Source organism: Plasticicumulans sp. (assembly GCF_035331805.1).
Taxonomy (GTDB): Bacteria; Pseudomonadota; Gammaproteobacteria; order Competibacterales; family Competibacteraceae; genus Plasticicumulans.
Window position 1 is genome coordinate 12,114 of record NZ_DAOLKE010000043.1, and the last position, 5,218, is coordinate 17,331.

The window sequence follows — 5,218 nt, forward strand, 5'->3', positions numbered from 1 at the left end:
AGGCGACGCGCATCGTCGCGCTCGCCGAGGCGATTGCGGCGCGTGATGCGCTGGCGGCGAACGACGCGCAGGGTGCGGACGAAACCGTGCCGTGAACGGCGGGCTCAGCGGTAGACGTCGCGCCGATGACCGATGTGGACGACGAGGATGTGCAGGGTGTCGTCCTGCAGGCGGGCGATGATCCGGTAATCGCCGACCCGGTAGCGCCAGAGACCCTCGAAGCGCGCTCCCTGCAGGGCAGCGCCCAGGCTGCGCGGATCGTCGAGCGGTGCAAGGCGCTGGTGCAGGAAGCTCAGGAGGCGGCGTGCGACGGGCGGATCGAGCTGTTTCAGCGCCCTGAGAGCCGCCGGCGCCAGTTCAATCTTCCAGGCCAAACGCTTTCACCACGTCTTCGAGCGGGACCGGCTGGCCGTGACCGGCTTCGATCTCGGCCAGGGCGGCCTCGGCCGCCGCGATGTCTTCCAGATCGTCGAGCAGCTTCAGCACCGCCTCCCGGACCAGGGCTCCGGCGCTCTGGCCGTGCTCGCTGGCCAGCGCTTCCAGCCGGGCTTCGAGTTCGGCCGGCAGTTCGATCGTCAGCATCGTGTACCTCCGGGTCAGCGGCCGGGCGGCGTTCGTGCCGGGATGGCAAGACCCCGGCGCCCATGCGCGGGAAACCGGGCTGACTATATCCCCGTCCGGGCCCTGCGTGCGGAGGGTGGAGGCAGCACGACACCCCCCGCGCAGCGCCTGCCGGAGGTCACTGTGCAGGCATCCGCCGTCTGCGCTCAGCCCCGGTCCGTCAGCCGGTAGCGCTCGGCCGGACTCGCGTTCGACAGATGGCCGAGCATCGACTGGCGCGCGGCTTCCCAGGCCGTGTACTCGGATTCGTCCATCAGCGAGGGCAGCGTCGCGAACTCGCCGCGATCCAGTCCGATCAGCGCGGCATCGACCAGATCGGAGGCCGACATCACCCAGGCTTCCGGCAGATGCTCGACCGGCAGGCCGGCGATGTCCCAGAAGCGGGTGGCGGTCGCCCCCGGCAGCACCACCTGCACGCGCACGCCGTGCGCGGCCAGCTCCTTGTGCAGCGACTGGCTGAGGGCCAGCACGTAGGCCTTGGTCGCGCCGTAGACGCCGTTCAGCAGCTCCGGCCCGATCGCGACGATCGAGGCGATGTTGATGATCGTGCCGCCGCCGCGCGCGACGAAGCCCGGCGCGATGGCCTGGGTCAGGCGGGTCAGCGCCGTGACGTTCACGTCGATCATCTGCGTCATGCTCGCCGGATCGGACTGCAGCAGCGGCGCGGTGCTGCCGAAGCCGGCGTTGTTGACCAGCAGCGTGATCGACTCGTCACTGCGCAGCACCGCCTCGACCGTCGTCACGCCGGCCGGCGTGCCGAGATCGGCGCTCACGGTGCGCACGTGCACGCCGTGGCGCGTGCGCAGCAGCCCGGCCAGCGCGTCGAGCCGTTCGACGTTGCGGGCGACGAGGATCAGGTCGTGGCCGCGGCCGGCGAGGCGCTCGGCATAGACGGCGCCGATGCCGGAGGAGGCGCCGGTGATGAGGGCAGTACCCGCTGGTGCGGACATGGTCGGAGGCTCCGGTGCTGCGCCGGTCCGGGAGCGGACGGCGTCGGCCCTCAGCATCCCGCGCCGCGCCGATGTCGCAAATGTCATATAAACATCGAAAACGGACATCGAGGTTGCGGCGATGCGCACGATCGGTTTTGTGCTGGCAGACGGTTTCCAGGTCATGTCGCTCGCGGCGCTGTCGGTGTTCGAGCTGGCGAACGCCAGCCTCGGCGACGCCGGCTACGCGCTGCACCTGCACTCGGCCGGCGGTGGCCCCGTGCGCAGCTCGCTCGGCTTCGGCATCGATACCCGGGCATTCGGGCCCGACAGCCCCGACACCATCATCGTCACCGGCGCGCTGGTGCCGGACCCGGCACCGGCGGGCGTGCTCGACTACCTGCGCGACACCGGCCGCGGCGCCCGGCGCATCGCCGGCATCTGCACCGGCGCCTTCGTGCTCGCCGAGGCCGGGCTGCTCGACGGCCGGCGCGCAACCACGCACTGGGCGCATGCCGCCGCGCTGCAGCAGCACTATCCGGCGATCCGCGTCGAGGCCGACCGCATCTTCTGCGCCGACCAGGGCGTGTGGACCTCGGCCGGCATGAGCGCCGGCATCGATCTGGCGCTGGCGCTGCTGGAGGACGACCACGGCCCCGCCCTCGCGAAGTCGGTCGCGCACAAGCTCGTCGTCTATCACCGCCGGGCCGGCGGCCAGTCGCAGTTCTCGACGCTGGTCGAGCTGGCGCCGAAATCCGACCGCATCCGTCAGGCGCTCGCCTGGGCCCGCGAACACCTCGCCGAGCCGCTGACGGTCGAGACCCTCGCCGCCGCCGTCCATCTGAGTCCGCGCCAGTTCAGCCGGGTGTTTCGCGAGGAGACCGGCCAGTCGCCGGCGAAGGCGGTCGAGCGCCTGCGCATCGAGGCGGCGCGCGCGATGATCGAGGACGGTCGCCACGGGCTGGCGGTCGTGGCACGCGCCACCGGCTTCGGCGACCGCGAGCGCCTGCGCCGGGCCTTCCTGCGCGGCTACGGCCAGCCGCCGCAGGCGCTGCGCCGGCGCAACCGGGACGCACAGCCGGCCTGAAATCCCGGCCGCTGCGGGTCCGGCCGCCCGCGCCTACAGCGGGGCGTGCGGATAGACGATCAGGTACAGCATGCCCGCGAACAGGTTGCCGAAGGCCGCGAGGTACAGCATGCCGAGGCCGGATTCGCGGATGCCGAGCATGCCGAGCGCACCACCGGTGAAGAAGGCGCCGAGCAGCCCGGCGAGCAGCACGAGCTTCCACGGATCGCGCACCCGGCGCTCGCGCACGAGGTGGCCGAGATGGATGCCGAAGTCGGTGACGACGCCACTGATGTGCGTGGTGCGCAGCGTCAGGCCGCGGTAGCTGCTCGCCATCGCGTTCTGCATGCCGCAGGCGGTCGCGGCCAGCGGCACCGCGATCAGGTAGCCGTACTGCGCGAGAAAGGTCGCGATCATCAGCAGCGTTCCCTGGATCAGCAGCGAATGTCCGTAGCGGCGGCCGGGGCGCAGGTTGCGGTTGCCGATGATGACGCCGGACAGGAAGGCGCCGATCAGGAAGCCGCCGACGATGCCGAGGAAGGCCTGCAGGTCATCGGCGTTGCCGTTGACGAGGTCGATGCCGATCTTCGAGACGCTGCCGCTCATGTGCGAGACCGGCAGGTGGAAGAAGCTCAGCATGATCGTGTTGACGAAGCCCGCCGAGCCGGCGAGCAGCATGCCGCCGGTGACGACCCAGTGCGGGGCGAGCGTCTCGGCGTCGGTGTCGGGGTGATCGGTGCTCATCGGCGAGGGTGGCGGTGGCGCGGCTCCGGAGTGACCCGGACAGTCGCAGAAGTCCGCGAGTGTAGGGACGGCGGCGGCGGGGACCAAGCCGGGAGTGGTCGGGGCGGTGGTGACGGGCATTCCCGGGAGCGCAGGCCGGCAGTCGGTGCCGGCTTCGGCCGGGCGCATCTCGCGACCTTCGCTGTCGACGTTCATGGGGTGGTTTTTGCACCACATTGATGCAATGTCCAGGTTTTTCACCCTGCAGCCGGCCTTTCGAAGCCCGAAAAGGTCGTTCCGAGCCTCCTCATCGAGGTTCTGAACGAGGTCGTCGCAGCAAAAAGCCTCGACGCCGGAGCAAAAAGCCTCGACGAGGAGGTTCCGAGCTTCGACGAAGTGGTTCGGAACGAGGTGTCTGCAGCTTTTTGGTGCAATATCGGCGCTAAATGCGTGCAGTCCGCAGCTTTTTGGTGCGGAAACCTCGTCCGGAGCTAGCTTGTCGAGGCTCTGAACAGGGTTGTCGCTGCAGCAAGCCTCGCCGGACCCATCCGTCATCCCGAGGCCGGAGTTCGCAGCCTCGACGGCGAAGCCCGGAGCTGCCGCGAGGCACCTCGCAGCGAAGCCGTGCAGGCCCGCGCACTCGGACGGGAGGCTCGGCGGGACAAGGACAGGGTTCGGGGAACGCTTCGACTCGCAGGCTGGGTTGACGAAGGAAACCCAGCACTCGATGCACGCGAGGACAACGAATTGGTTGCGCTGGTGATCAAGCTTTTGATTGCTGCTTTTTACTTTGCCAAAAGCCGGGTTTCGTTCCTCAAGCCAGCCTGCGCGTGCCGGTGAGTCTGCCGAAAAGAACCCGTGACCTTCCGTGGGCGACCGTGTGATGTCTTGTCCGGGAGCCGGATGCGGGAGACCCGCACGTCCGGTTCGATGAGCGGGGTGTGGAAACGGAGCTACGGCAAGACTGCCTGGGCACCGCCAGACGAAAGGGGCGGAAACAGGCAAGTCGAACCTGTCGCCACCGCGCCTCATCCCGACTCCACTTGCTCGCCCCGCGTTCGTGCCCATCATGGCAGGCGGAGCGACGCAGCAGCGTGCACACTGGCGGCACGCGCATCGGCTGCCGGTGGCAGCGGCATCTGACGGAGGCACTCGCATGAGCACGCTGGACGAACTGACCCGCATCGGGCGCGAACTGCCGGAATCCGCGCTGCGCGAGGTGCTGGACTTTGCCCGGTTCCTGCAAAACCGGAATGCCGGGTCGGCTTCGACGGAACGCGCTCAGCGACTGCTCGAGGCGCTGGAGGTGGCCGTGCGCCTCGATCCGTTCGCCGGCCTCGACGGTGTGCAATGGCAGCAGGCACAGCGTGCCGAGCGGCCGCTGCCGGGGCGGGATGCGTGATCCTCGCCGACAGCAATCTCCTGATCTACGCGATCCAGCCCGAGTACGGTGCGCTGCGCGTCTGGCTGGCGGCCAGCTTGCCGAAGGTCTCGGCGGTCAGCGTCGTGGAGGTACTGGGCTACCACCGGCTGAACGCAGCGGAACGGGCAGCCCTGGAAACGGTATTCGCGGCCCTCGACGTGCTGTATCCGGGACCGGAGACGGTGCGGCTTGCTGTCGGTTTGCGTCAGCAGCGACGCATGAGCCTCGGCGATGCGCTGATCGCGGCGACCGCGCTGGAATACGGATTGCGGTTGGCGACGCACAATCTCCGCGATTTCGACGGCATCGCCGGACTTGATGCCTACTCGCCGCTGGCCGGTTGATCCACGGCGTTCCTTCAACGCACCGCCACCTGCCCCCCCACCTCGCTTTCCTCCCCATCCGGGTCTTCCCGTCCCGGCACATGCACGCTCTTGACGAGCAATGTATAGAACG

At 69.1% G+C, this 5,218-nt stretch carries 7 protein-coding genes; 3 read left to right on the forward strand and 4 right to left on the reverse strand.

The annotated features are described in order from the left end of the window. Positions 1-104: 104 nt before the first annotated feature. From PKE44_RS05245 to PKE44_RS05255, 3 genes are all read right to left on the reverse strand, one after another. On the reverse strand, positions 105-374 hold the full coding sequence (locus PKE44_RS05245; protein WP_324548744.1) for a type II toxin-antitoxin system RelE/ParE family toxin: 270 nt from the start codon (positions 372-374) through the stop codon (positions 105-107). After that, positions 358-582: a DUF6290 family protein gene (locus PKE44_RS05250; protein WP_324548746.1), complete on the reverse strand. Its 225-nt coding sequence runs from the start codon at positions 580-582 to the stop codon at positions 358-360. The genes PKE44_RS05245 and PKE44_RS05250 overlap by 17 nt, the downstream gene beginning before the upstream one ends. 185 nt (positions 583-767) lie before the next feature. Beyond that, the gene (locus PKE44_RS05255; RefSeq protein WP_324548748.1) at positions 768-1,571 is read right to left on the reverse strand and encodes an SDR family oxidoreductase; all 804 of its coding nucleotides are present in this window, start codon (positions 1,569-1,571) and stop codon (positions 768-770) included. A 121-nt stretch (positions 1,572-1,692) separates the two neighbouring features. Here PKE44_RS05255 and PKE44_RS05260 point away from each other — a divergent pair, with 121 nt between their 5' ends. Further along, positions 1,693-2,637, forward strand: coding sequence for a GlxA family transcriptional regulator (locus PKE44_RS05260; RefSeq protein WP_324548750.1), 945 nt, complete (start codon positions 1,693-1,695; stop codon positions 2,635-2,637). A gap of 33 nt (positions 2,638-2,670) precedes the next feature. Here PKE44_RS05260 and PKE44_RS05265 read toward each other — a convergent pair whose 3' ends face one another. Then, positions 2,671-3,360: a YoaK family protein gene (locus tag PKE44_RS05265; RefSeq protein ID WP_324548752.1), complete on the reverse strand. Its 690-nt coding sequence runs from the start codon at positions 3,358-3,360 to the stop codon at positions 2,671-2,673. A 1,135-nt stretch (positions 3,361-4,495) separates the two neighbouring features. Here PKE44_RS05265 and PKE44_RS05270 point away from each other — a divergent pair. After that, positions 4,496-4,741 (forward strand): DUF2281 domain-containing protein, encoded by a 246-nt coding sequence (locus PKE44_RS05270; protein ID WP_324548754.1) that lies wholly within the window; start codon positions 4,496-4,498, stop codon positions 4,739-4,741. Beyond that, entirely contained in the window at positions 4,738-5,106 is a 369-nt protein-coding gene (locus PKE44_RS05275) for a type II toxin-antitoxin system VapC family toxin (RefSeq protein WP_324548756.1), read from the forward strand. The genes PKE44_RS05270 and PKE44_RS05275 overlap by 4 nt, the downstream gene beginning before the upstream one ends. Positions 5,107-5,218: the final 112 nt, after the last annotated feature.

Excerpts from the sequence above, each read along its gene's own strand:
- PKE44_RS05250 (WP_324548746.1), bottom strand. The coding sequence starts at position 582 with ATGCTGACGATCGAACTGCCGGCCGAACTCGAAGCCCGGCTGGAAGCG.
- PKE44_RS05255 (WP_324548748.1), bottom strand. The coding sequence starts at position 1,571 with ATGTCCGCACCAGCGGGTACTGCCCTCATCACCGGCGCCTCCTCCGGC.
- PKE44_RS05260 (WP_324548750.1), top strand. The coding sequence starts at position 1,693 with ATGCGCACGATCGGTTTTGTGCTGGCAGACGGTTTCCAGGTCATGTCG.
- PKE44_RS05265 (WP_324548752.1), bottom strand. The coding sequence starts at position 3,360 with ATGAGCACCGATCACCCCGACACCGACGCCGAGACGCTCGCCCCGCAC.
- PKE44_RS05270 (WP_324548754.1), top strand. The coding sequence starts at position 4,496 with ATGAGCACGCTGGACGAACTGACCCGCATCGGGCGCGAACTGCCGGAA.